We start from the raw sequence: 24,949 nt of genomic DNA on the forward strand, positions 1-24,949 counted from the left end.
GTGCCCGTGAGATCGCGGCGCCTGCATCGCGGGCAAGACCCGCTCCCACAGCTAGCGCGGACTCTGTTGGAGCAGGCTTGCCTGCGATGGCCTCAACGCGGTGCCCGTGAGTGCGCGGCGCCTGTATCGCGGGCAAGGCCCGCTCCCACAGCTAGCGCGGACTCTGTTGGAGCAGGCTTGCCTGCGATGGCCTCAACGCGGTGCCTGTGAGTGCGCGGCGTCTGTATCGCGGGCAAGACCCGCTCCCACAGCTAGCGCGGACTCTGTTGGAGCAGGCTTGCCTGCGATGGCCTCAACGCGGTGCCCGTGAGTGCGCGGCGCCTGTATCGCGGGCAAGACCCGCTCCCACAGCTAGCGCGGCCTCTGGGATGCCTGCATCGTTAGCCTAAAAACAAACCCCCGCTAAAAAGCGGGGGTTTGTCAGCAGCCGGGTTCTGTTACCCCGGCATCAGAGCGTCGACTGCCCGCTCAATGCCAGATCCACCAGTTCACGGTTGGCCACGGCATACATCGCGTAGTCCGTCCCCGTCGCCGCACGCAACTCATCAAGCATGACGCGCCAGCGCTGCACCATCACCGCATGCTGCCCCATCCACAATGCCACGCGGGCGTCCATGTCCTGCGGTGCATCGACCATCTGCAATACCGAGATGGTAATTGCCCGCTGCTGCAGGTCGATGTCGTCACGGAACGCTTCGCGTGCCAGGGCCTGCCAGTTGTTTTCCACCGGCAGGTTGCTGATTTCCTGCAGGTACCAGGTCAGGTCCAGGGCGCTGCCCACGGCGAAGAAGGCCTTGGCCACTTCGGCCGGGTCTTGCCCGGTTACGTCGGACGCTTCGATGATCGGCAACAGTGTGTACAGGTGCGTCGTACCAGCAACCATTCGCGCCAGCAACTCCGGCACACCGGCTTCGACGAAGCCCTGGTAGCGGGCCTGCCAGCGTTCACGGGTCGGACCTTCCAGCAGCTCGTCCAGTTTCAGGCCCAGCGCAGCGATTTTCGGCCCGAAGTGCGCCGCGTCGCGCCCGGCATCCTGTTCGTTACGACGGCTACGCAGGAACCAGCGAGTAGCCCGACGCCCAAGACGCATCAGCTCGTCCATCAGGGTCAACTGCACCTCGGCCGAAACCTGATAGTCCAGTGCCTCGATCTGGCGGAACCAGTGCGGCAGATGGAAGATGTCGCGCACGATGACATAGGCGCCGGCAACGTTCGCCGGGCTCATGCCCGTGGACTCCTTGAGCCGCTGGACGAAGGTGATGCCCATGTTGTTGACAAGGTCGTTGGCGATCTGGGTACTGACGATCTCGCGTTTCAGGCGATGGCGACGCATGGCCTCGGCGAACTTGTTGACCAACGACGGCGGGAACGCCGTCTCCATGTCACGGGTCAGGTAGTCGTCGTCCGGTACCAGCGACTTGAGCAGCGCTTCCTTGAGGTCGATCTTGCTGTAGGAGATCAGTACCGACAATTCAGCGCGGGTCAGGCCCTGGTTTGCCGCCAGACGCTCAGCCAGTTGCTCTTCGCTCGGCAGGAACTCGATGGCGCGGTCCAGCTTGCCACGGCTTTCCAGGTCAGCCATCAGGCGCTTGTACTCAGCAATGCGCTCCTTGGCACGGCGTGCAGCCAGCGACAACGCTTGGGTCTGCTTGTAGTTGTTGCCCAGCACCAGCGCGGAGACTTCCTCGGTCATGCTGCCCAGCAGCTGGTTGCGCTGCTTCTCGGTCATGTCGCCAGCCTGCACCACTTCGTTGAGCAGGATCTTGATATTGACCTCGTGGTCAGAGCAGTCCACGCCACCGGCGTTATCGATGAAGTCGGTGTTGGTTGCACCGCCGTTCAGGCCGAACTCGACACGGCCAAGCTGGGTCATGCCGAGGTTGCCGCCCTCACCCACCACTTTGCAGCGCAACTCGTTACCGTCGACGCGCAGGGCGTCGTTGGCCTTGTCGCCCACATCGGCGTGGCTCTCTTCACTCGATTTGACGTAAGTGCCAATACCGCCGTTCCACAGCAAGTCAACCGGCGCCTTGAGCAACGCATTGAGCAGCTCGGTCGGGGTCAGCTTGTCTGCTTCGATGGCAAAGCGCGCTTTCATCTGCGGGGTAATCGCGATGCTTTTGGCGCTGCGCGGGAAGATCCCGCCGCCTTCGGACATGATGCTGGTGTCGTAGTCGCTCCAGGCTGAACGCGGCAAGTCGAACAACCGCTTGCGTTCGGCGAAGCTGCTGGCGGGCTCCGGGTTCGGATCGATAAAAATGTGCAGGTGGTTGAATGCCGCGACCAGTTGCAGCTTGTCGGACATCAGCAAGCCGTTACCGAAGACGTCGCCGGCCATGTCGCCAATGCCGATCACACTGATCGGGTCTTCCTGAACGTTGATACCGCGCTCGCGGAAATGCCGCTGCACACCAACCCAGGCGCCGCGGGCCGTGATGCCCATCTTCTTGTGGTCGTAACCGGCCGAGCCGCCCGAAGCGAAGGCATCGCCGAGCCAGAAGCCGTAGTCGATGGCAATGCCGTTGGCGATGTCGGAGAAGGTCGCGGTGCCCTTGTCGGCCGCGACCACCAGGTACGGGTCATCGTCGTCGTGGCGCACCACATTGGCCGGCGGCACCAGGGCGCCGTCCTTGAGGTTGTCGGTAATGTCCAACAGGCCAGAGATGAAGATGCGGTAGCAGGCGATACCTTCAGCCTGAATATCATCACGGCTGCCGCCCAGCGGCAGGCGACGCGGGAGGAAACCACCCTTGGCACCGACCGGGACAATCACCGAGTTCTTCACCTGTTGCGCCTTCACCAGGCCCAGCACTTCAGTACGGAAGTCTTCCTCACGGTCGGACCAGCGCAGGCCACCGCGCGCTACGTTGCCGAAACGCAGGTGTACACCCTCGACCCGTGGCGAATAGACGAATATCTCGAACTTCGGCACTGGTTTTGGCAGTTCCGGGATCAGCTTCGGATTGAACTTGAAGCTGAAGTAGGACTTGTTATGGCCATTGGCATCAGGCTGGTAGAAGTTGGTCCGCAGGGTGGCCTTGATCAGGTCCAGGTAGCGTCGCAGGATGCGGTCTTCGTTGAGCACCTGAACGTCGTCCAGGGCACTGAGGATCGCCTGCTCCAACCGCTGCTGCTTGTCGTCCAGGTCTTCAACAGTGAGTTTGCGCGCCAGGTAGAAGCGGGTCTTGAACAGTCGCACCAGCTCGCGGGCAATATCAGTGTGGTTGTTCAAGGTGCTGGCGATGTAGCCCAGATCGAAGCCCAGGCGAATCTGCTTGAGGTAGCGGGCATAGGCTCGCAGCAGCGCAACATCGCGCCATGGCAGGCCGGCAGTCAGTACCAGGCGGTTGAACGCATCGTTCTCCGCATCGCCATTGACGATATGGACAAAGGCATCCTGCAAGGTGTCGTTGAGTTGCTGGATGTCCAGGTTCAGGCCTTCGCTGTAGGTGAAGGCGAAGTCATGGATCCAGAATTCGCGACCATTGGCATGACGCAGGCGATACGGGAACTCGCCCAGTACGCGCAGGCCAAGGTTTTCCAGGATCGGCAGCACGTCAGACAGCGCCAACGGCGTATCGGCGTGGTACAGCTTGCAAAACAGTTGATGCTTACCGGTCTGGGTCAACGGCTGATAGAAACTCATTACCAGCGGCTTGTGCTCGGACAGCGCCAGCAGGTGCTGCATGTCGACCACTGCCGAATGGGCGGCAAAGCGCTCGCGGTAACCGGCCGGGAAGCCTTTCGGGAAGTCCGCCAGGACATTGGTACCCTGAGCTTCACCAAAGCTTTCTACGGTCAGGCTGACGTAGTCGTCCTGCCACGAACGGCAGGCCTGAATGACTTCGTTTTCCAGTTGCTGCGGATCGATTTCGATGCGGTTCTTCGGGTCAACCCGCAAAATCAGCTGCACACGCGCCAGCACAGACTCGGAGAAGAAGGTCCAGAACTCGCAATCGGTGGCTCTCAGGCGATCCATCAGGACCTGCTGGATCTTCTGCCGCACCTCGGTGGAGTAGATGTCACGCGGCACATAGGCCAGGCAGTAGCAGAAGCGGCCGTAAGGATCCTTGCGCAGGAAGACGCGGATCTTGTTGCGTTCCTGGATCTGCACAATCGACATGACGGTAGTGAACAACTCGTCGACTGGCGTCTGGAACAGGTCGTCGCGGGGCAGTACTTCCAGCACCTGCGCCAGTTCCTTGCCCAGGTGCGCCTTGGGGTCGAAGAGCGAACGACGCTCGATTTCGGCGACCTTGCCACGAATATAAGGAATTGCCCGCACGCTTTCCCCGTACACCGTCGAGGTGTAGAGGCCCATGAAGCGGCATTCCTTGATCACCTTGCCGTCAGCGTCCATCTGGCGAATAGACACGTAATCCGGGTAGGCCGGACGGTGTACCCGGCTCGGATGTGCCGCCTTGGCAAAGGACAGCAGCAACGGTTCCCTGAGGTAGTTGACCGCATAGTCTTCAATGCGCAATTCATCGACGGTCAGGCCGGTGCGCAGCAAGCGGGCCAGGCCCAGGAAGGACTGCTCGTCGTACTGCAGATGAGCGCCTTGGGCATCATTACCGACCACGAACTCCTCGTAGCCAAGGAAGGTGAAGTGGTTACCCACCAGCCACTCGAGGAAACCCTTGACCTCGGCCTTTTCAGCCTCGGCCGGGGCATAGGCGGTCTGCTCGACCAGCGCGAGCATTTCTCGGACCTTGGCTTTCATCGGCTCGAAATCGGCAACGGCAACCCGTACTTCAGCCAGCACCTGCTCCAACTCGCGGGTCAGCAGGTTCAGCTCGGCGGCGTTGGCGCAGCGATCAATCTCCAGGTACATCAGCGATTCTTGCAGAACGCCCTCTGCCTGGGTGCCCTTGGGCAGAATGTCCAGCAGTTCGCCCTTGGCGCCGCGGCGGACACTCAATACCGTGGTCTGCAGCGTGTGGATGCTGTAGCCGCGCCGGTTCAACTCGGTGCGTACCGAGTCGACCAGAAACGGCAGATCATGGTGCAGCACTTCGACGGCGGTATGCGTGGACTGCCAGCCATGACGTTCGTAGTCGGGGTTGTAGACACGAACCTGCGGCTGGGCGTGATCGAAACGCTCCAGCATGCGCCAGGCTGAAAGGGTGCAGCCCGCCAGGTCGGAAAGGCGACGCTGGGTCAGTTCGTCCAGAGAGATGATGCCGAAGAATTGCTCGGCGAACAGCGCCACTTGTGGCAGTGCCTGTTCGCTGATGTGCTGCGCCAGGGCCGCTTGCAGTTGATGCTGGAAGTCGGCTTTGCTGGCTGCGGTGAAGAACGCCATCTGTGGTACTCCGCTTGGGCTTTATTATTGAGAGAAGCGTCGTGCGCGTGCGCCTGATACGGGTCAACGATAGCCAACCCTGAGCAGGAAGACGGTAAAACCATTGGTCACATTCACCAATTCAACGGATGAGCATCTGCAAAAACGACTGCCGCTCCAGAGCTAGGCTGTGTCTTTACGGGTGACCATCGACAACGCAGCTTAACGAGGCCTGGGAGGCGCCTGCTTGCGCCGCTGCGACATATTCGGTCATTGACGTGCAGGCTGACGTTTATCCGCCAGCTGAACACTGGCAGAATCATGCCTCACCTTATTGATCGAGCCTTCCATGCAACTGACCACCGCCCAATTGATGGCCACCCCGTGCGACGACGAAGAAGACAACATGGCGACGCTGTGTTGCATCAGTGACAAGGGCGAAATGTTCCTGATGACCCGTTACCCGGACGAAGACGAGGTGGAAATCACCCTCGATGACGAGCCTTCGACCCTCGACGGCCTGAAGATCACCCTCGGCCCGAAACGCCTGTTGATCGAGGTTGCGCCTGGCGACGCGGATGCACTGGGCGGTGACGATCACCTGGAAATCACTCACAGCACGCCGGACAGCGACCTGGCTGAAGTCGAAGAAACCCTGCAGAACATCCTCAAGGGCACCGGCACCTACGTCAGCGAACTGTAAGGAGGTTAGTCGCCGGGCCCCTGGATAGATTAAAGTATCAACCCCTGCCGACGGCTTTTTCAGACTGCACCTCGGCTCTTTATCCAGGAACCCTCGACGATGGAACATCGTGAAGCGCTGATCGCGCTGCGCACCTTTCTTTCAACCCAGATTCTTGGCCAGGAAAAACTGGTCGAGCGCTTGCTGATCGTGCTCCTTGCCGATGGCCATATGCTGGTGGAAGGCGCGCCGGGCCTGGCCAAGACCAAGGCGATCAAGGAACTCGCCGAGGGCATCGAAGCCGAGTTCCACCGGATCCAGTTCACCCCGGACCTGCTGCCGGCCGACATTACCGGCACCGAGATCTACCGTCCGGAAACCGGCAGTTTTGTCTTCCAGCAAGGCCCCATCTTTCACAACCTGGTGTTGGCCGATGAAATCAACCGGGCACCGGCCAAGGTACAGTCGGCCTTGCTTGAAGCCATGGCCGAGCGTCAGGTCAGCGTCGGGCGCAGCACCTATGAGCTCTCACCCCTGTTCCTGGTGATGGCCACCCAGAACCCGATCGAACAGGAAGGCACTTACCCGCTGCCTGAAGCACAGCTCGACCGATTCCTGATGCACGTGAAAATCGGTTTCCCGGATGCCGCCGTCGAGCGACGCATTCTTCAACAGGCTCGTGGCGAAGCCCTCAACGGCGAAACCAAGCCGGAACGTCGCGTCAGTCAGCAGGCCATTTTTGCCGCACGCAAGGAAATCCTCGGCCTGTACATGGCCGATGCGGTGGAGGAATACCTGGTACAACTGGTCATGGCCACCCGCACTCCAGCCAAATTCGACACCGAGATGGCCGACTGGATCGCCTATGGCGCCAGCCCTCGTGGCTCCATCGCTCTGGACCGTTGCGCACGGGCTCACGCCTGGTTGGCGGGCCGAGACTTTGTCAGCCCCGAAGACATTCAGGCGGTACTGTTCGACGTACTGCGCCACCGCATCATTCTCTCCTTTGAAGCCGAAGCCGCCGGTATTGACCAGGACCGGGTGATCCAGCGCATCCTCGACGTCGTTGCCGTGGCCTGATCCCATGCCCTCTCAACTGCTGGCGGCCCCAGGGATTCGCATCGGTCTTTCAGAACTGATCGAAATGCGGCATCGCGTGCGCGAGGTGCAGCTGTTTGCCGCCCCCGGCCAACGCAGCCCGCTGATCGGCTTGCACCATTCGAAGCTGCGCGGACGTGGCGTGGACTTCGATCAGGTGCGGGTCTATCAAGCCGGAGACGATGTGCGCAATATCGATTGGCGAGTGACGGCACGCACCCAGGAGCCGCACACCAAACTGTTCCACGAAGAGCGCGAGCGCCCCATCTACATCCTGGTGGAGCAGAGCCAGCGGCTGTTCTTCGGCTCCGGCCTGATGTTCAAGTCGGTACTTGCCGCCCAGGCTGCGGCACTGATTGGCTGGGCGGCGCTGGGCCACAATGATCGTATCGGTGGCCTGGTGTTCGGCGACAACGCCTATTACGAGATCAAGCCGCGGCGCAGCAAGCAAAGCCTGCTGCAGTTGCTCAACCGACTGGCCCGCGCCAACCAGGCGTTGCACACCGAAGCGCAACCGCAAGGCGATACCCTGGGCATGGCCTTGCGCCGCGCGCGGGAGGTTCTGCGCCCCGGCAGCCTGGCCATCGTCATCTGTGACGAGCGGGCGCTGAGCACCAGTGTCGAACAACAACTGAGCCTGCTCTCACGCCATTGCGACCTGCTGCTGTTGCCGCTTTCCGATCCACTGGATCATGCCCTGCCGGCAGCCGGTTTGTTGCGCTTCGCCCAACGGGGGGCGCAACTGGAGCTGGACACCCTCGACGCCAACCTGCGCCAGAGCTACCGCAGCCAGGGCGAGGCGCGCATCGAGCGCTGGGAGCTGCTGGCACAGAAGCTGAGGGTGGTACTCATGCCCTTGAGCACCCAGAGTGAAATGATCGAGCAACTGCGCGAGTACCTCAATCCGCAACGTCCAGGGCAAAAACGATGAACGGCCTGGAACAGTTGCAGCCCTTGATCGCGCCGGAGCCGATTGGTCTGTGGCCACCCGCACCTGGCTGGTGGGCCTTGCTCCTGCTCCTGCCGCTGCTCGGCTGGGGCGTCTGGCGCCTGCGTCACTGGCGGCCGGGGAAAAAACCCATCGTGCGTGCCGAGTTGCCGCTTGACCCAATACGCCTTGAGGCCCTGGCCGAATTGGCGCGCCTGACCAAACCCTACGACGGCGCGCCTGCCGGTGCCTGGTTGCAGCAGATCAATGCGCTGCTCAAACGGCTCTGCCGCAATCATTACCCAGGCAGCCATAGCCACACCCTCAATGGTCGGCAATGGCTGGCATTTCTCGACAATCGCTGCCCGGCTGCGGGCCTGACGCGTTGGATGGTGCTGGTCGAAGGTGCCTACAAACCCGAGTGCAAGCTCGATGACAAAGCAATCGCCGGGCTGACCCAGGCGGTTGAGATCTGGATCCGCAAACATGTTTGAGCTGGCATGGCCGTGGGTCTTCGCCCTTTTTCCGCTACCCTGGCTGGCGCGCTGGCTGCTGCCCGCCGCCGACAGCGGCGAACCGGTGCTCAAGGTTGCCTTCCTCGATGAATTGGAAGGCCTGGCCGGACGCCGCGCCCGGCTGAACCTGCCCACGTGGCGGCAACAGACGCCGTTTATCGTCGTCTGGCTGTTGCTGTTACTGGCCGCCGCGCGGCCCCAATGGCTCGGTGAGCCTGTGCCCGTGGCTGCCAGCGGCCGTGATCTTATGGTCGCCGTGGATGTTTCCGGCTCGATGGACTTTCCCGACATGCGCTGGCAGGACGACGACGTCAGCCGCCTGACCCTGGTAAAGCAGCTATTGGGCGATTTTCTCCAGGCCCGTCAGGGTGACCGAATCGGCCTGATCCTGTTCGGCAGCCAGGCCTACCTTCAGGCCCCCCTGACGTTCGACCGGCGCACCGTGCATACCTTCCTCAATGAAGCGCAGATTGGCATCGCCGGCAAGAACACCGCCATCGGTGATGCCATCGGCCTTGCCGTCAAGCGCTTGCGGCTGCGCCCGGCACAAAGCCGGGTGCTGATTCTGGTCACCGACGGCGCCAACAATGGCGGGCAGATCCATCCGCTGACCGCAGCACGCCTGGCGGCTCAGGAGAGCGTGAAAATCTACACCATCGGCATCGGCGCAGACCCCGAACAGAGCGGTACTGCTGGCCTGCTTGGCATCAACCCAAGCCTGGACCTGGATGAAGCCTCGCTCAAGGAGATTGCCGAGTTGACCCATGGCGCCTATTTCCGCGCGCGCGACGGCAAGGAATTGACGGCTATCGGCGAAACACTCGACCGCCTGGAACCCGTCGCCCAACAACCGACGCAGGCCCGCACCGCCGAGGCGTTGTACAGCTGGCCACTGGCACTGGCGCTGTTGCTGAGCGTGTTGCTGGTGGTGCGTGAGCGCTGGCACGACAATCCACTGCAACGCCTGCTCAGCAACCGACGCTTCCTGCAACCGCACCCTGAATGGCGCGAACGCCTCAAGCGTCTGCGCCTGCGGAGGCGTCGATGATCGAATTCTGGCCACAATGGCTACGCCCTGCCTGGCTGCTGGTACTACCGCTGCTAGGCTGGTTGCTGTGGAAGCTCTGGCATCGCCAAAAGCGTGCCGGTCGCTGGCAGATGATCTTGCCTCCGGCATTCCACGCTGTACTGTTGGGTGGTGGCAGCGGTCGCGACAGCAAGTTGCCGTGGGTGGCATTGGGGGTGGCGTGGCTCGTGACGGTCATCGCCTTGCTTGGACCAAGCTGGCAGCGCCTGGAGGAAACCCGACAGCGCCCAGCCGATCCTCTGGTGGTATTGCTGGAGCTGACACCGCAAATGCTTGCGACTGACAGCCCACCCAATCGCCTGGAGCAGGCACGACGAAAACTGCTCGACCTGCTCGAGCATCGCCGCGACAGCCAGACCGCGATCATCGTCTATGCCGGCAGCGCACATGCACTGGTGCCGCTGTCCGACGACCTGGACACCAGCCGCAACCTGCTTGAAGCCCTGGACCCCTCGATCATGCCGCAAACCGGGCAGCGCGCTGACCTGGCCGTACGCAAAGGCCTGGCCCTGCTGTCACAAGCAGGCCTTGGCCAAGGCCGTTTGCTGCTGATTGGCTCCTCGTTGAGCACCGAGGAACGGCAAGGCATCGTCCAGGCGCTGGGCCGCAAGGGACCAAAGCTGCTGATGCTAGGTATTGGCAGCGCAGAAGGCGCACCGGTAAAACAGAGTAATGGGGAATTCCTCAAGGATGCCGAGGGCACGATTCTCATGCCCCGCCTGGACAGCGCAAGCCTGAGGGAGTTTGTCATGGAAACCGGCGGCAAGTACCGCCATGCCCGAATCGACGACCTGGACCTGCGCGGCCTCGGCCTGTTCGCCCCGCCCCGGGCATTGCATGACGATGGCCAGACGGTGCAGTTGGACAGTTGGGCCGATCAGGGCTACTGGCTGCTGCTGCCGCTCTTGTTGCTGGCGGCCTGTGCGGGCCGGCGCGGCTGGCTGTTCTGCCTGCCGTTGCTGTGGGTGCTGCCACAACCCAGCCATGCCTTTGAACTTGATGACCTGTGGCTACGCCCGGACCAACAAGGCCAGCGCCTGCTTGAACAACAACGCCCCGCCGAGGCAGCACAACGCTTCCAGAACCCGCAATGGAAAGCCCTGGCACTGTACGAGGCCGGTGACTATGCCGGCGCGGTGCGCCTGTTCGCTGAAGGCAACACGGCGGCTGCCCACTACAATCGCGGTAACGCCCTCGCACGCAGCGGAGAGTTGGAGGCTGCCGTGGATGCTTATGAACAGGCGCTGGAGCGCCAACCGGAACTTCAGCCGGCCATTACGAACAAAGCACTGGTCGAGCAACTGCTGCGCCAGCAAAAAGCTGCCGAACAGGAACAGGCGGCGGCCACTGAAACGGAAACCGAACAGAACGCGCCCGGCACAACGACTGACAGCAACACGGATAGCCGCAGTACCGCCGCGGCTGACAGCGAGCAAGACACTCAAAGCGCACAAGAACAGCAAGGCCAGAACCCGTCGTCGGGAGCAGAACAAACGCCGCAAGGGAACAGCGGCGACCAGGATGATGAAACCACTCATCCGCCGCAACGGCCAAGCGACGCAAGCCTTGGCGCCGAACAGCGCCAGGCCCTTGAGCAGTGGTTGCGGCAGATCCCGGACAACCCTGCCGAACTGCTGCGCCGAAAATTTTGGTATGAACAGCAACAACACCAGGAAACTCATTGATGAGACGCGCCTGCGCCCTCGTTTTCAGCCTTGCCCTCAGCCTGCAGGTACAGGCCGCCGCGTTGCTTGCCAGCGTAGACCGCACACGCCTGAACGCCGGTGAAACGCTCGAACTGACCCTTCAAACGCAGGACATCACCCAGTTTGGCAAGCCAGACCTGGAGCCCCTGCAGGCCAATTTTGAGGTTCGCGACACTCGCCAGGTGAACAACCTGACCACCCTCAATGGCGAAACCCAAGCCAGTACACGCTGGATCATCACCCTGCTTCCGCGCCAAAGTGGCAGCCTGCAAATACCCGCGCTGCAGCTGGGCGAGGTCAGCAGCCAGCCGATTGAGCTTCAGGTGCTGCAAGCACAGGATAACGTGGTCGAGAACCTGGCTCCGGTGTTCATCGAAGCCAGCCTCGACCAGGACAGCATTTATGTGCAGGCCCAAGCCGTTTTAACCCTGAGGATCTACCACTCGGTAGCCCTGTACGATGACAGTAGCCTGAGCCGGCTCCAGCTGGAGGGCGCGAAGGTAGAACCACTGGGCGAATCACGGACCTACGAGAAGGAAATCAACGGTGTACGCCATGGCGTGATCGAAATGCGCTATGCGATCTACCCACAGCAAAGCGGCAACGTGACCATTCCGTCCCTGACCTTCAGTGCCACCACCGTAGAACCGGCGACAGATCAAGACAGCGCCCCGCGCAGTGGCAAACAGACCCACGTGAGCTCTGCACCGATTACCTTGTTGGCCAACCCCATACCAGCCACTTACCCCGCCAACACGCCTTGGCTACCGGCGCGCAACCTGACCCTGGAAGAACACTGGAGCCCGGACCCGACGCAAGCCTCAACCCAGATTGGCGACTCCCTGACCCGTACAGTGACCATCAAGGCCGAAGGCCTGTCCAGCACACAGATACCACCGCTGGCGAACACTGAGGTCATAGGCCTGCGCCACTACCCTGACCAACCGCAACTGCGTAACGAGATCAACGACCGCGGCCTGCTCGGTAGTCGCGAAGAGCGCGAGGCGCTGGTGCCAACGCACGCGGGCACACTGGAGCTGCCCAACCAGGAGGTCATTTGGTGGAACACCCGAGAAGACCATCTGGAACGCAGCAGTCTGCCCGCGCGAACCTTGCAGATTCAGGACAACCCGGCACTCAGCGCTGAAACGCCGAGCACGTCGATTCCCCTTGAAAACGGCCCGCTCTGGCCCTGGCAACTCAGCACACTGATACTGGCCCTGACCACCTTGAGTGGCTTTGCCCTCTGGTGGCGGGCCCGCTCACAACCGGCCGTGCTGCGTGCGGCTCAAAGCGGCCCGAGCCCGCGCACCCTGCTCGACGACCTCAAACGCGCCTGCCAGGCCAACGACCCGCAGGCCACCCGGCAGGCCCTCGACGCCTGGGCGCGCCAGCAACCCGAAACCCTTGCCGAAATGGCGGCTCGCTTCGTTCCATTGTCCGATGCCCTGGATGGTCTGAACGGCGCGCTTTACAGCGAAACCGGACAATACTGGCAAGGCGAAGAGCTGTGGCGGGCCATTGGCACTATCCCAACCGCTGAACAGACTCAACCGACACCCGGCGAAAGTAGTAGCCTGCCACCCCTCTATCCCAAGTAATCAGCCGCTCTAGCCTGCGCACCTTCAGGCTTCCTTAAGAAAACTCGTCGACACTTGCTCCCAACGATATACAGGAGCAAGCACGATGCCTGAGCCCACCGACACCATTTGGCCCTTCGCTTTACCGCTTCGGCTGGCACCTGAGAACAGCGCGATGTTGAGCCTGGCGCACGCGTTGCCCAACAGCGATGAGCGCCCACTGTTCGAGGATTTCATCCGCCAGCGTTTTCACTTGGTACATGGCGCCGACATACGTCACTTCATGCCTGAGCTGTTTGGCCTGAAAGACCAGAACAATGCCTTGTGTGCCGTCGCAGGCCTTCGCCGCGCCAGCACCTCACGGTTGTTTCTGGAACAGTATCTGGATGCGCCAATCGAGCACTACATCCCGTCAGAGAACGAGCAACCGACGCAGCGCGACTGCATTGTCGAAGTCGGCAATCTGGCCGCCAGCGATACCGGCAGCGCCCGCCTGAGCATCATCACCATGACCTGGCTGCTAGGTGCTGCAGGCTTTCAGTGGGTCTCGTTTACCGGCAGTACCGGCCTGGTCAACAGTTTCCATCGCCTCGGTTTGAAACCTACCACCCTGTGCGCAGCAGATCCTCAGCGCCTGGGCGATGAGCGCCACACGTGGGGCCAGTATTACGACAGCCGCCCGAGTGTCCACATCGGCAACATCTGCAGTGGTTTCCAACACTTGGCCAAGGCCGGGCTGTTCAAACGACTTGGCCTGCCGCCCGTCGACCGGGAGACCTGCAATGTCGCCTGAACTGAGCCTGTTTGAAAATCAACTGCAACGCCATGCACAGGAGCGCCCTTTTGCTCTGGCCCTATGGGGTGACGAACTGCGCCTGGACTATGAAGCGCTGTGGTCAGAGGTCAATTATCGCCGCCGGTTACTCAGCGAGCAGCCTGAAGGCTGTGTAGTGCTCGCGCTGGACAACAGCCCCGAGGCGATGCTGTGGGACCTGGCCGTGCTCTTTGAAGAGCGCCCATGCCTTACCCTGCCACCCTTTTTCAGCCCTGCGCAACGCCTGCACTGCCTGGAGCAATGCCAGGCACCGCTGGTCGTCGCTGAGACCAGCATGGCAAGCGAACTCGAAGCGGCAGGCTACCGCTTCCAGGGCACCCTGTGGAGCAAGGCCGCGGTCTCAGCCGTAGTACTGCCAGAGGGAACCGCGAAGATCACCTTCACATCGGGCACAACCGGCGCCCCAAAAGGCGTGTGCCTCAGTGCCGACAGTTTCCTGCGGGTGGCCCGAGAGCTGGCGGCGGCCAGTGAGCCTGTAAAGCCTGATCATCACCTGGCACTGCTGCCCTTGGCGATCCTGCTGGAAAACCTCGGTTGCTATGCCGCCCTCTTTGCAGGTGCGGTGCTAAGCCTGCCTAGCCAGGCCCGCCTGGGTATTCGTGGCGCCAGCGGCGTCGATACCCCCACCTTCCTGCGCTGCCTGGCAGAACGCCGCCCACACAGCCTGATTCTGGTCCCGCAATTGCTGCAACTGCTGGTCGGCGCCACGCAAGCGCAGGCATTCGATCCTTCCTGCCTGCGCTTTGCCGCGGTAGGCGGTGCGCGGGTATCCCCAGGCCTGCTTCAAGGTGCACACCAACTCGGCATACCGGCCTATGAAGGCTACGGCTTGTCCGAGTGCGCCTCGGTGGTGTGCTTGAACGTACCTGGCGCTATCAGGCCGGGAAGCGTTGGGCGGCCATTGCCCCATGTAGAGGTCAAGCTGGCTGATGACGGCGAAGTACTGATTCAAGGCTCGACCATGCTCGGCTACCTGGGCAACCCGGCCCAACCGACAACGTGGCTGGCCAGTGGCGACATCGGTGAGTTCGATGACGAAGGCTTTCTGTACATCAAGGGCCGCAAGAAGCATCAGTTCGTCACCAGCTACGGCCGTAACGTCAATCCCGAGTGGGTGGAAGCAGAACTCACCCAAGGCGGGGTCATTGCCCAGGCATTCGTGCATGGCGAAGCCCTGCCCTATAACGCAGCCCTGCTCTGGCCTCATGACCCGAGCTGCAGCGACCAGGCCCTTGCCGATGCCGTAGCCAAGGCCAATACAGCCCTGCCCGACTACGCACGCGTTCATCACTGGCTGCGTTTGCCTCAACCCTTTACCCCTGCCAATGGCTTGCTGACCGCCAATGGCCGACCACGCCGCGATGCCATCCTTGAGCAATACCACGCGGCACTGGACTCCTTTAATCGTTCTGAGGAACTGTCGTCATGAGTTTTTTTGAAACCCTGCAAGCTGCAACCGCCCAAGAACGCAGCGCGCTGTTTGAAGTGCCGGTCATCCGCAAGGCACTGGCCGGTGAGGTCACACTGGAGAGCTATCGGGCCTTCCTGATTCAGGCCTACTACCATGTTCGCCATACCGTACCGCTGATGATGGCCTGCGGTGCACGCCTGCCCGAGCGACTGGAGTGGTTGCGCCACGCAGTATGCGAATACATCGAAGACGAGTACGGCCATGAGCAGTGGGTACTGAACGATATCGTCGCCTGCGGCGGCGACCGTGAAGCGGTGCGCACCGGCCAACCCGATCAACCCATCGAGCTGATGGTTGCGTTTCTCTATGACCTGATCGCACGTGGCAACCCGGTGGGCCTGTTCGGGATGGTCAACGTGCTTGAAGGCACCAGCATCGCCCTGGCAACCCATGCCGCCGAACGCATTCGCGACCGCCTGGCACTGCCTGAGGAGGCCTTCAGCTACCTGAACTCCCATGGCGCGCTGGATATCGGGCACATGCAGACCTACCGCAAGCTGATGGATCGTCTCGACGACCCAGCTGATCAGGCCGCCGTCATTCATGCCTCGAAAGTGGTCTACCGGTTGTACGCGGACATGTTCCGGGCACTGCCGCAAAACACCCAGGCGCCAACCCTGCTGGAGAGCAATCATGCGGCTCAATGAAGCCCGAGTCGTGCTCACCGGTGCCAGTGGTGGCATTGGTCTGGCAATCACCAATGCGCTGCTCGCCAGCGGCGCTCAGGTACTGGCGGTGTCTCGCCATGAAGACGCCTTGCGCCCAAGCATGACGCGTTACCCCAGCCAGCTGCGCTGGGTGTCGGCAGACCTGACCAGCGCCACAGACCGGCATAAAGTGCAGAATGCCGCCCAGGCCATGGGCGGCATCAACCTGCTGATCAACGCCGCCGGGGTAAACCAGTTCGCCATGCTTGAGCAACTGGAAGACAGCGACATCAGCCACATGCTGGACCTGAACATCATCGCCCCGATTTCGCTGACACGCTTGCTGTTGCCACTTCTCAGAGAGGCCCCAGCAGCAATGGTGGTCAATGTCGGTTCAACCTATGGTTCGATCGGCTACCCCGGGTACTCCCCCTACTGCGCCAGCAAATTCGCCTTGCGCGGCTTTTCCGAAGCACTGCGTCGAGAGCTGGCCGATACCCGGGTGAACGTACTTTATGTGGCCCCACGAGCGACCCAGACACGCATGAACAGCGCGGCTGCACAGGCGCTCAATGACGCCCTGAAAGCCAATACCGACGACCCGGAAATGGTCGCCAACGCCGTGATCCACGCCATTGCCGGTGACCGTCGCGACCTTTACCTGGGCTGGCCTGAGCGTTTTTTTGTAAGCCTCAATAACCTGCTGCCAAGCCTGGTAGACCGCGCCCTGCGCAAGCAGCTGCCGTTGATCAGACGCTTCAGCCATATTGGCTCCACGGAGAAAAACAAACCATGAAAAAACTGCTGATCGCCCTGCTGGCCACCGTATCAAGCACCTCACTGTGGGCCATGGACGCCACCGACCAACAACGCCTGAGCGATATTCAACAGCAATGGGCAAAAATCCAGTACGAAACACCCGAGGGTAAACGCGCCGATGCCTTCGAGCAGTTGGCCGCCAAGGCCAATGCCTTCTCCAAGGAGCGCCCAACCGCAGCCGAGGCCTGGATCTGGTCTGGCATCGTCACCAGCAGTTGGGCAGGCGCCCAAGGCGGGCTCGGTGCCTTGGGCAAGGTCAAAGAGGCGCGCAGCGACCTGGAAAAAGCCTTGTCGATCGACCCGACGGCGCTGCAGGGTTCCGCCTACGCCAGCCTCGCTGCACTGTATGATCGAGTGCCTGGCTGGCCAGTCGGCTTCGGTGATAGTGACAAGGCCGATACGCTGCTCAAACAAGCACTGCAGATTAACCCCAACGGTATAGACAACCTGTACTTCTGGGGCGACCATCTCTACCGCCAGAAGCACTACGCTGAAGCCAAGGCTGCCTTGCTCAAGGCACAACAGGCTCCTGCTCGTCCGGGTCGAGAAAGCGCCGATAAAGGGCGACACAAGGACATACAGGCGCTGCTGGTTGAAATAGACAAAAAACTCAACTGACCAAGGAGCCGGCATGCGACTGCTGCTGATTGAGGACGATGTTTCGCTGGGTGAAGGTATCTACCAGGCACTGAGCCGCGACGGCTATACCACCGACTGGATCAAAGACGGTAGCAGCGCGTTGCACTCGTTACTGAGTGAAACCTTCGACCTGGCCATCCTCGATCTTGGCCTGCCGCGCATGGACGGGCTGGAGGTGTTGCGGCGTCTGCGCAGCAGCGGCTCGAACCTGCCCGTGCTGATCCTGACCGCGCGTGATGCCACCGAAGACCGCATTGCCGGCCTTGATGCCGGTGCCGACGACTACCTGGTCAAACCTTTCGACCTGGCCGAACTCAAGGCGCGCCTGCGCGCCTTGATGCGACGCAGTGCCGGGCGGGCCCAACTGCGCATCGAACATGCTGGAATCAGCCTGGACCCTGTCAGCCATCAGGTCACCTATCTGGGGCAGCCAGTTTCATTGACCCCCAAAGAGTACCAACTGCTGTACGAGCTGCTGTCACCCCCAGGCCGGGTCATGACCCGCGAACGGCTGACCCAGTTGCTCTACGGCTGGAACGACGAAGCAGAAAGCAACACGCTTGAGGTGCATATCCACCACTTGCGCAAGAAGCTCTCCAGTGACTTGATCCGGACCATTCGCGGCGTTGGCTACCTGGTGCAAGAAGCACGATGAAATCCATCCGGCGGCGAACCCTGACCCTGATCATTGGCCTGTTGATCGGCGGCCTGATGACCCTGTCTGTACTCAACCTGCATGACAGCAACCACGAAATTGCCGAAGTCTATGACGCCCAACTGGCACAAAATGCCCGCTTGCTGCAGGGCATCATGCGCATGCCAATGCACAGCAGCGATCACAGCGAACTGTACCGTGCGTTCAACGAGGCGCTGGGTCAGGCATCCCCTAAGGTCGATGGGCACCCTTACGAAAGCAAAATGGCCTTTCAGGTCTGGAACCTCGATGGCCAGTTACTGGTGCATACCGCCAGTGCACCGAGCTTCACTGCACCGCCGAGCGATGCCGGCTTCAATGATGTGGTCGACCTGAAGAACCAGCAATGGCGTACCTTCGTGCTGGTCGACACCGAGCATTCCCTGCGAATCTGGGTTGGCGAGCGCGACGATGTGCGCAACGACCTGGTCAACCGCATCGTCCGCCACACCTTGGGCCCCAACCTGATTGGCAGCCTGCTGTTAGCGACGATGATCTGGTTTGCCATCGGCTGGGGGCTCAAACCACTGGCCAATATGGCCACGACACTGCGCGCCCGCCACCCCGGGTCGCTGGAGCCCATACAACTGTCACCATTGCCCAATGAGCTGGAGCCGATGCAAGCCGCACTCAATCGGCTGCTGGGACAGATTCAGGAAGTCCTTGGCCGGGAGCGACGTTTCATCGCCGATGCGGCCCACGAGTTGCGTACCCCGCTGGCAGTGCTAAGGGTACACGCGCAGAATCTGCAGGAAGCGCGCAACGACGCGGAACGCCAACAGTCCCTGCACAACCTGATTGCCGGTGTGGACCGAACCTCGCGCCTGGTCAATCAACTCTTGACCATGGCACGCCTGGAGCCACGGCTTGGCAGCGCACCACTACAGCCCATCGACCTGACTGCCAGTGTGCGTGACTCATTGGCACAACTGACCCCCTGGCTGCTCGACAGGGGCCTTGAGGTGAGCCTGGAAGCGCCTGAGGCGCCCCTGCGGATACTGGGCGATAGCGCAACCCTCGATATTGCCTTGAACAACCTGGTCACCAATGCCGCGAATTTCTCACCCAAAGGCGGGCTGATCACCGTGCGCCTGGAGGAGACCGCCAGCGAAGTGCTGCTGAGCGTCGAAGACCAAGGCCCTGGCATCGACCCTGAACACCGTGATCGCCTGTTCGAGCGCTTCTTCAGCCGTGGCAACGACCAAGGCGCCGGCCTCGGCCTGGCCATTGTACAAACCATCGCCAAGCGCCTCGGCGCAAAAGTCAGCCTGGACAACCTGCCGCAGGGTGGCCTGTGTGCAAGCGTGCACTTCCCCCTGGCGCATGCCTGAAGTTCGCATGCCGCCGGTTGTCTCGGCCCTGCTGATCCCGGAAACTGGCAACCCCTGGGCGTAGTCGCGCTACCATAGCCGACCGCCCCTGCTGGCCAACGCTGCCCAGAGCGACCCGGTTTCCTCTGCACAGGACTTTCAATGCGTCTGTTTCACACCTCCGACTGGCACCTGGGGCAAACCCTCCACAGCCAGGAACGTGACTTCGAACATGCCTGCTTTCTCGACTGGCTGCTCGGCCAACTGGCCCTGCGTCAACCCGATGCCCTGCTGATTGCCGGCGACATCTTCGATACGGTCAACCCTCCGGTCAAAGCCCAGGAACGCCTGTACGACTTCATCGTCCGCGCTCACGAACAGCAGCCTGCGCTGGATATCGTGATCATCGCCGGCAACCATGACTCCGGTGCCCGTATCGAACTGCCGGCACCGTTGATGCGCCGCCTGCGCACCCATGCCCTGGGCCGTGTGCAGTGGCTGGATGACGGCCAGCTCGACAGTGATCGCTTGCTGATCCCGCTGACCGATGCCAAGGGTAAAACCCGCGCCTGGTGCCTGGCGCTGCCCTTCCTGCGCCCGGCCGAAGTGACCGGCGCACACGTGGGTGACGATTACCTGCGCGGCATCACCCAGGTACATGAACGCCTGATCGCTGCAGCTGAAAGCCGACGCAAACCGGGGCAGGCGCTGGTCGCCATCAGCCATGCGCACATGGCTGGCGGGTCGATTTCGGAAGACTCCGAGCGCAGCCTGATCATCGGCAACGCCGAAGCACTGTCGGCCAAGCTGTTCAGCGACTCGGTGGCGTATGTCGCCCTGGGCCACCTGCACAAACCGCAGCGGGTCAACGGCGAGGAACGCATTCGCTACAGCGGCTCGCCGCTGCCGTTGTCGTTCTCGGAAATTGGCTATCAACACCAGATACTCGAGGTGGAACTGGACGGCGCGGCACTGCGCAGCGTCGAGCCACGGCTGGTACCGCGGGCCGTGCACCTGCAACGCCTGGGCCCTGCCTCCCTGAACGAGGTGCTGGAACACCTGGCAGCGCTGCCGGAAGTCGACCTGCTGGCTGACCTGCAACGCCAGCCCTGGCTGGAAGTGCGCGTGCGTCTGGATGAACCACAACCGGACCTGCGCCAGCAAATCGAACTCGCGCTGAACGGCAAGGCCGTGCGCCTGGTACGGATCGCCGTCGAGTACGCCGGCGCTCAACAGGATGACGACGACAGTAGCCCCTTGATTGAACTGGGCCAACTCAGCCCGCAAGACCTGTTCAGCCGCGCCTGGGAGCAGGCCTATGGCAATGCCGTGGACGAGCAGACACTGGCCGACTTCGCCCAACTGCTGCAGGACGTGCAACAGGAGGAGGAGCACCCATGAAAATTCTCGCCATTCGCCTGAAAAACCTTGCGTCCCTGGCCGGCCCTTGCGAAATCGACTTCACCGCCGAGCCCTTGGCCAGTGCTGGCCTGTTTGCGATCACCGGCCCCACCGGCGCGGGCAAGAGCACCTTGCTCGATGCCTTGTGCCTGGCACTGTTCGGCGCTGTACCACGCCTGAACAGCATTGGCCGGGAAACCAAACTGCCAGAAGTCGACAGCGAGATCCTTACCAGCGACCCGCGCACGCTGCTACGCCGGGGCACCGGCAGCGGCTTTGCCGAAGTTGATTTCGTCGGTATCGACGGCCACCGTTACCGGGCACGCTGGGAGACCAACCGCGCCCGCGATAAAGCCAACGGCAAGCTGCAAGGCAGCCGTCAGAGCCTGCATGACCTGGACGGTAACCAGTTACTGAGCAGCCAGAGCAAAAGCGAGTACAAACAGCTGATCGAGGCCAAGCTGGGGCTCAACTTCGAACAGTTCACCCGTGCGGTCATGCTGGCCCAAAGCGAGTTCAGCGCCTTCCTCAAGGCCGACGACAAGGACCGCAGCGAACTGCTGGAAAAACTCACCAACACAGCGATCTACAGCCAGTTGGGCCGACGCGCCTACAGCAAGAGCAAAGAAGCCGAAGATATCCACAAGGCCTTGCAACAACAGGTCAGTGGTATCACGCCGCTCAGCCCGGAGGCACGCGCTGAACTCGACCAGCGTGTTGAACAGGCACAACGCCAACTCAAGACCGAACAGGCGCAACTGCGCCAGTTCGAGCAGCAGCGCAGTTGGCTGACAGAGCTAGGCCACTTGCAGGCACAACAACGTGCCGCCGCCGAGGACGCCCACAGTGCCCAGCAGCACTGGGAGCAACTGGCCACAGAACGCTTGAACCTGGAGCGGCTGGAGCAGTTGGCGCCGCAGCGCCATCAGTTTGCCCGACAACTGGAGCTGACCGGCCAGCGCTCGCCACTGACCGTTGCCATTGAACAACAGCGCCAGCAACAGGTTGAGTTGCAGGCTGCCCAGCAACAACTGGAACAACACCTGCACCACGCACGCGAGGCACTGAGCCAGGCACTGGCTCAGCAGGCGCAAAACGCGCCGTTGCTGCGCCAGGCCTTCGCCGAGCAAGACACCTTGGCGCGCCTGGAACAGGAACTGGCCGACAGCCTTGCCCTGCACCAACAGGCCGAACAGGCCTCCCGCGAGGGCCAGCAGCAGCTACACACCCTGATCGAACAACAGCAGCGTAACAGCGAGCGTCTGCAGCAACTTGACGAGCAACTCGCACACAGCGCGCACCTGTCCGGCCTGGGCGACGCCTGGAGCGCCTACCGGGGCCAACTGCAGCAACTGATGCTCATTGGCAACCGGCTCAACAAAGGCCGCGAGGAACTGCCCGCCCTGCAGCAACGCGCCACGGATGCGGCCCGCCAACTGGAAGAACAGCGCACTCACCTGGCGCAGATCTACCACGAAGCCGGCGCTGAACCCGAGGCCCTGGCAGAGCAGATCAGCCTGCTGGGAACGCTGTTGCAAGACAACCGCAAGCAACAGCGTGCGGTCGAAGAACTGACCCGGCTCTGGAACAGCCAGCAGGATCTGGACAAACAAATCCACGCCTTGCGTGAACGCCAGCAGGCCGCGCAGCAGCAACGCGAACAATTGATCAGCGAGGGGCTGCAAGGCAAACAAGAGCTGATTGCCGCCGAGCAGGCACTGAACCTCACACGACAGCTGCTTGAGCGTCAGCGTTTGGCCCGCAGTGCCAGCGTCGAAGAGCTCCGAGCGCAGCTACAGGACGACCAGCCCTGCCCCGTCTGCGGCAGCCAGGAACACCCGTACCACCAGCCCGAAGCGCTGCTGCAAAGCCTTGGCCGACATGACCAGGATGAAGAAGCCAACGCCCAGCGCCTGGTCGACGGGCTGAAAGACAAACTGGATGAACTGCGAGCGAAACTGGCCGGCGTCAATAGCCAGATCAAGGAGTACCTGCACCAGCACGAGCACCTTGTCACTCAACAGCAGGCGTTGGCCCCCAGCCTCGATGCTCACCCGCTCTACGCTCAGTTGGCCGATCAGGACAGCAACGCCTGCTCGGCCTGGCTGGAGCTTCAACTGCGCCGCCTGAACGATGACATCAACCGGGACGAGCAACGCCAGCAGACACTGCTCACGCTTCAGCAGGACGCCGCCCGCCTGCAGCAACAACTGCAGGTGGCCATCGAGGCCAGCCAGCAGGCCACGCTGCACGTGAGCCAGCAACAGCAGGCGCTGAGTGACGACGAGGAACGCCTGGAACAGGCACTGGCAAGCTTCGCCGGCCTGCTGCCCGCCGACATCCTGCAAGCCCTGCGTCAGGAAACGTCAGCCGCCTTCCTGCAACTCGACCAGCAACTGGCGCAGCGCCTGGAACTGGTAGACCGGCAAAAAGACGAGCAACAGGACTACAACGACCGCCAGCAGCAACTGGAAAAGGCCAGCCTGCAACAACAGGCACGGGTACAGAAGCTGGAGGAGCTGCAGCAGCAGGTCGTTGCCCGGCAAACCCAACAGCAGCAGGCAAAAGCAACGCTAGACGGCCTGCTTGGCGAGCACGAAAACGCCCAGCACTGGCAACAGCAACTGGAGCAGGCCGTTGAACAGGCGCGCAGCGTCGAAGCGACCACCCAGCAGCAACTGCAGGACAGCCTCGCCCGCTCGATCGAGCTGACAGCCGAGCTCAAGGCCAAAGCGCAACAGCGAGATGCCCTGGAAGAGGAATGCCGTCAACTGGAGGCCGTCATCGGCCAATGGCGACACGCCCATCCTGAATTGGACGATGCCGGCCTGACGCAATTGCTGGCGTTCGATGACGAACAGATCAGCCAGTTGCGTCAGCGCCTGCAAAACGCCAGAAAAGCCATCGAGCACACTCAGGTGCTGGTGCAAGAGCGCGAACAGCGCCTTCAGCAACATCAGGCCCAAGCCAACGGGGAACTGCCAGCCGATCAGCTGGAACAAGCCATGGCCGCGTTGCAGCAACAGCTGCACACCCGCGAGCAACAGTGTGCCGAACTGCGCGCCGAGCAAGCCGACGACCAGCGCCGCCAACAGGCCAACCAAGCGCTGGCAGAACAGATTGCCCAGGCCTATACCGAGTGGCAACGCTGGGCGCGCCTGAACGCCCTGATCGGTTCTGCCACTGGCGATACCTTCCGCAAGATCGCCCAGGGCTACAACCTCGACCTGCTGGTGCACCATGCCAACGCACAGCTGCGTCAATTGGCCCGCCGCTACCGGCTCAAGCGCGGCGGCAGCCTGTTGGGCCTGTTGGTGCAGGATACCGAGATGGGGGATGAACTGCGCTCGGTGCACTCCTTGTCCGGGGGCGAAACCTTCCTGGTCTCGCTGGCGCTGGCCCTGGGGCTGGCGTCGATGGCCTCGAGCACGTTGAAGATCGAGTCGCTGTTCATCGACGAAGGCTTCGGCAGCCTCGACCCCGAATCGCTGCAACTGGCCATGGATGCACTGGACGGTTTGCAGGCTCAAGGGCGCAAGGTCGCGGTGATCTCTCATGTGCAGGAAATGCACGAGCGGATTCCGGTACAGATCCAGGTTCGTCGCCAAGGCAATGGCCTGAGTACCCTGGAGGTCAGTGGATGATCCTCTACTCGTTTCGGCGCTGCCCTTACGCCATGCGTGCACGCATGGCCTTGCGCTACAGCCAATGCCCGGTCGAGATCCGCGAGGTCAGCCTCAAGGAAAAACCGGCCGACATGCTCGCCTTGTCGCCCAAAGGTACGGTGCCGGTGTTGAGTGTCGAGGGCAAGGTGCTGGAGGAAAGCCTGGACATCATGCGCTGGGCCTTGGCCCGGCATGACCCGCAAGACTGGCTGCTGAGTACCGACTCACAGGCTGCGCAACAGGCCAACGCACTGATAGCGCGTAACGACAGCCTGTTTAAAGTCAGACTCAACCACTACAAGTATGCCGAGCGCTACCCGGCGCATTCGCGTGAGGAATACCGACAGCTGGCCTGTGAAATCCTTGATGACCTGGAGGCACACCTGGCGCAGCACGACTACCTGCTCACCTCGCACCCAAGCCTGGCGGATGTAGCCCTGATGCCGTTCATTCGCCAGTTCGCCGGGGTCGAACCAGACTGGTTTGCCCAAGCCCCCTACCCCAGGCTGCGAGCTTGGCTGCAGGGTTGGCTGGACTCGGCGCTGTTCAAGGCAATCATGGCCCGCTGAAGCCACCCGCCCTGTTGTT

18 protein-coding genes are annotated in these 24,949 nt (G+C 61.9%); 17 read left to right on the top strand and 1 reads right to left on the bottom strand.

What is annotated here, in order from left to right:
• Nucleotides 1-448: 448 nt before the first annotated feature.
• Nucleotides 449-5,305: an NAD-glutamate dehydrogenase gene (locus CYD26_RS19210; protein WP_102053339.1), complete on the bottom strand. Its 4,857-nt coding sequence runs from the start codon at nt 5,303-5,305 to the stop codon at nt 449-451.
• A gap of 328 nt (nt 5,306-5,633) precedes the next feature.
• Here CYD26_RS19210 and CYD26_RS19215 point away from each other — a divergent pair, with 328 nt between their 5' ends.
• From CYD26_RS19215 to CYD26_RS19295, 17 genes are all read left to right on the top strand, one after another.
• Nucleotides 5,634-5,987 (top strand): hypothetical protein, encoded by a 354-nt coding sequence (locus CYD26_RS19215; RefSeq protein WP_099775427.1) that lies wholly within the window; start codon nt 5,634-5,636, stop codon nt 5,985-5,987.
• A 99-nt stretch (nt 5,988-6,086) separates the two neighbouring features.
• Nucleotides 6,087-7,046 (top strand): MoxR family ATPase, encoded by a 960-nt coding sequence (locus tag CYD26_RS19220; RefSeq protein WP_099775428.1) that lies wholly within the window; start codon nt 6,087-6,089, stop codon nt 7,044-7,046.
• Between the two features lie 4 nt (nt 7,047-7,050).
• A complete protein-coding gene (locus CYD26_RS19225; RefSeq protein WP_065758598.1) occupies nt 7,051-7,995 on the top strand; it encodes a DUF58 domain-containing protein in 945 nt (314 codons plus the stop codon).
• Nucleotides 7,992-8,486 (top strand): DUF4381 domain-containing protein, encoded by a 495-nt coding sequence (locus CYD26_RS19230; protein ID WP_099775429.1) that lies wholly within the window; start codon nt 7,992-7,994, stop codon nt 8,484-8,486. The genes CYD26_RS19225 and CYD26_RS19230 overlap by 4 nt, the downstream gene beginning before the upstream one ends.
• A complete protein-coding gene (locus CYD26_RS19235; protein WP_065758596.1) occupies nt 8,479-9,555 on the top strand; it encodes a VWA domain-containing protein in 1,077 nt (358 codons plus the stop codon). Before CYD26_RS19230 ends, CYD26_RS19235 begins: the two co-directional genes overlap by 8 nt.
• Nucleotides 9,552-11,279, top strand: coding sequence for a VWA domain-containing protein (locus CYD26_RS19240; RefSeq protein ID WP_099775430.1), 1,728 nt, complete (start codon nt 9,552-9,554; stop codon nt 11,277-11,279). Before CYD26_RS19235 ends, CYD26_RS19240 begins: the two co-directional genes overlap by 4 nt.
• Nucleotides 11,279-12,901, top strand: coding sequence for a BatD family protein (locus CYD26_RS19245; protein WP_065758594.1), 1,623 nt, complete (start codon nt 11,279-11,281; stop codon nt 12,899-12,901). Before CYD26_RS19240 ends, CYD26_RS19245 begins: the two co-directional genes overlap by 1 nt.
• 85 nt (nt 12,902-12,986) lie before the next feature.
• Nucleotides 12,987-13,673, top strand: a complete 687-nt coding sequence (locus CYD26_RS19250) for a thermostable hemolysin (RefSeq protein WP_065758593.1) — start codon at nt 12,987-12,989, stop codon at nt 13,671-13,673.
• Nucleotides 13,663-15,144, top strand: a complete 1,482-nt coding sequence (locus CYD26_RS19255) for an AMP-binding protein (protein WP_099775431.1) — start codon at nt 13,663-13,665, stop codon at nt 15,142-15,144. Before CYD26_RS19250 ends, CYD26_RS19255 begins: the two co-directional genes overlap by 11 nt.
• A complete protein-coding gene (locus CYD26_RS19260) occupies nt 15,141-15,833 on the top strand; it encodes a TenA family transcriptional regulator (protein WP_065758591.1) in 693 nt (230 codons plus the stop codon). Before CYD26_RS19255 ends, CYD26_RS19260 begins: the two co-directional genes overlap by 4 nt.
• Complete coding sequence (locus tag CYD26_RS19265; RefSeq protein WP_065758590.1) at nt 15,820-16,629, top strand: SDR family oxidoreductase; 810 nt, start codon at nt 15,820-15,822, stop codon at nt 16,627-16,629. The genes CYD26_RS19260 and CYD26_RS19265 overlap by 14 nt, the downstream gene beginning before the upstream one ends.
• On the top strand, nt 16,626-17,270 hold the full coding sequence (locus CYD26_RS19270; RefSeq protein WP_099775432.1) for a hypothetical protein: 645 nt from the start codon (nt 16,626-16,628) through the stop codon (nt 17,268-17,270). The genes CYD26_RS19265 and CYD26_RS19270 overlap by 4 nt, the downstream gene beginning before the upstream one ends.
• Nucleotides 17,271-17,283: 13 nt before the next feature.
• Entirely contained in the window at nt 17,284-17,946 is a 663-nt protein-coding gene (locus CYD26_RS19275) for a response regulator (protein WP_099775433.1), read from the top strand.
• Nucleotides 17,943-19,316, top strand: a complete 1,374-nt coding sequence (locus CYD26_RS19280; protein WP_102053340.1) for an ATP-binding protein — start codon at nt 17,943-17,945, stop codon at nt 19,314-19,316. The genes CYD26_RS19275 and CYD26_RS19280 overlap by 4 nt, the downstream gene beginning before the upstream one ends.
• A gap of 141 nt (nt 19,317-19,457) precedes the next feature.
• Nucleotides 19,458-20,696, top strand: a complete 1,239-nt coding sequence (locus CYD26_RS19285) for an exonuclease SbcCD subunit D C-terminal domain-containing protein (protein ID WP_102053341.1) — start codon at nt 19,458-19,460, stop codon at nt 20,694-20,696.
• Nucleotides 20,693-24,340: an AAA family ATPase gene (locus CYD26_RS19290; RefSeq protein WP_102053342.1), complete on the top strand. Its 3,648-nt coding sequence runs from the start codon at nt 20,693-20,695 to the stop codon at nt 24,338-24,340. The genes CYD26_RS19285 and CYD26_RS19290 overlap by 4 nt, the downstream gene beginning before the upstream one ends.
• Nucleotides 24,337-24,930 carry a glutathione S-transferase gene (locus tag CYD26_RS19295; protein WP_065758584.1) on the top strand — a complete coding sequence of 198 codons (594 nt, stop codon included), beginning with the start codon at nt 24,337-24,339 and terminating at the stop codon, nt 24,928-24,930. The genes CYD26_RS19290 and CYD26_RS19295 overlap by 4 nt, the downstream gene beginning before the upstream one ends.
• Nucleotides 24,931-24,949: the final 19 nt, after the last annotated feature.

It is taken from the genome of Pseudomonas sp. FFUP_PS_473 (assembly GCF_002858665.1).
Classification (GTDB): domain Bacteria; phylum Pseudomonadota; class Gammaproteobacteria; order Pseudomonadales; family Pseudomonadaceae; genus Aquipseudomonas; species Aquipseudomonas defluvii.

What these genes read in the sequence shown, in the direction of transcription:
- CYD26_RS19265 (WP_065758590.1), top strand. Translation starts at nt 15,820, where the DNA reads ATGCGGCTCAATGAAGCCCGAGTCGTGCTCACCGGTGCCAGTGGTGGC.
- CYD26_RS19255 (WP_099775431.1), top strand. Translation starts at nt 13,663, where the DNA reads ATGTCGCCTGAACTGAGCCTGTTTGAAAATCAACTGCAACGCCATGCA.
- CYD26_RS19230 (WP_099775429.1), top strand. Translation starts at nt 7,992, where the DNA reads ATGAACGGCCTGGAACAGTTGCAGCCCTTGATCGCGCCGGAGCCGATT.
- CYD26_RS19275 (WP_099775433.1), top strand. Translation starts at nt 17,284, where the DNA reads ATGCGACTGCTGCTGATTGAGGACGATGTTTCGCTGGGTGAAGGTATC.
- CYD26_RS19250 (WP_065758593.1), top strand. Translation starts at nt 12,987, where the DNA reads ATGCCTGAGCCCACCGACACCATTTGGCCCTTCGCTTTACCGCTTCGG.
- CYD26_RS19225 (WP_065758598.1), top strand. Translation starts at nt 7,051, where the DNA reads ATGCCCTCTCAACTGCTGGCGGCCCCAGGGATTCGCATCGGTCTTTCA.
- CYD26_RS19210 (WP_102053339.1), bottom strand. Translation starts at nt 5,305, where the DNA reads ATGGCGTTCTTCACCGCAGCCAGCAAAGCCGACTTCCAGCATCAACTG.
- CYD26_RS19290 (WP_102053342.1), top strand. Translation starts at nt 20,693, where the DNA reads ATGAAAATTCTCGCCATTCGCCTGAAAAACCTTGCGTCCCTGGCCGGC.
- CYD26_RS19215 (WP_099775427.1), top strand. Translation starts at nt 5,634, where the DNA reads ATGCAACTGACCACCGCCCAATTGATGGCCACCCCGTGCGACGACGAA.
- CYD26_RS19220 (WP_099775428.1), top strand. Translation starts at nt 6,087, where the DNA reads ATGGAACATCGTGAAGCGCTGATCGCGCTGCGCACCTTTCTTTCAACC.
- CYD26_RS19295 (WP_065758584.1), top strand. Translation starts at nt 24,337, where the DNA reads ATGATCCTCTACTCGTTTCGGCGCTGCCCTTACGCCATGCGTGCACGC.
- CYD26_RS19280 (WP_102053340.1), top strand. Translation starts at nt 17,943, where the DNA reads ATGAAATCCATCCGGCGGCGAACCCTGACCCTGATCATTGGCCTGTTG.
- CYD26_RS19235 (WP_065758596.1), top strand. Translation starts at nt 8,479, where the DNA reads ATGTTTGAGCTGGCATGGCCGTGGGTCTTCGCCCTTTTTCCGCTACCC.
- CYD26_RS19285 (WP_102053341.1), top strand. Translation starts at nt 19,458, where the DNA reads ATGCGTCTGTTTCACACCTCCGACTGGCACCTGGGGCAAACCCTCCAC.
- CYD26_RS19260 (WP_065758591.1), top strand. Translation starts at nt 15,141, where the DNA reads ATGAGTTTTTTTGAAACCCTGCAAGCTGCAACCGCCCAAGAACGCAGC.
- CYD26_RS19245 (WP_065758594.1), top strand. Translation starts at nt 11,279, where the DNA reads ATGAGACGCGCCTGCGCCCTCGTTTTCAGCCTTGCCCTCAGCCTGCAG.
- CYD26_RS19270 (WP_099775432.1), top strand. Translation starts at nt 16,626, where the DNA reads ATGAAAAAACTGCTGATCGCCCTGCTGGCCACCGTATCAAGCACCTCA.
- CYD26_RS19240 (WP_099775430.1), top strand. Translation starts at nt 9,552, where the DNA reads ATGATCGAATTCTGGCCACAATGGCTACGCCCTGCCTGGCTGCTGGTA.